Annotated in this window: 1 protein-coding gene; it reads left to right on the top strand. The window is 42.5% G+C overall.

The window, feature by feature from the left end; genetic code table 11:
- Nucleotides 1-379: hypothetical protein (locus K5R64_RS13075; protein ID WP_220764055.1), on the top strand; the 379-nt coding region annotated here is incomplete at both ends.

Raw genomic sequence — 379 nt, forward strand, 5'->3', positions numbered from 1 at the left:
CCACCGGTTCCTACTATTAGCGCAGTGGTACAACCAACATGTTCGGTTGCTACAGGAAGTTTTACAATTATGAATTACAATGCTTCATATACTTATACAGTAAGTCCTTCAACGGGAGTTGTTATTTCAGGTAATTCAGTAACAGCACCCGCGGGTTCCTATACGATTACAGCGACATCAGGAGCTTGTTCTTCTTCGACAAATGTTACGGTCAATGCACAACCGGTAACACCTCCAGCCCCTACATTGAGTGCTGCTGTAACACAACCTACTTGTACGGTAGCGACAGGAAGTTTTACGATTACAAATTACAATGCTTCTTATACATATACGGCAAGTCCTTCTGCAGGAGTAACAATTAGTGGGAATACTGTAACAG

Source organism: Flavobacterium sp. UMI-01 (genome assembly GCF_019656315.1).
GTDB lineage: Bacteria > Bacteroidota > Bacteroidia > Flavobacteriales > Flavobacteriaceae > Flavobacterium.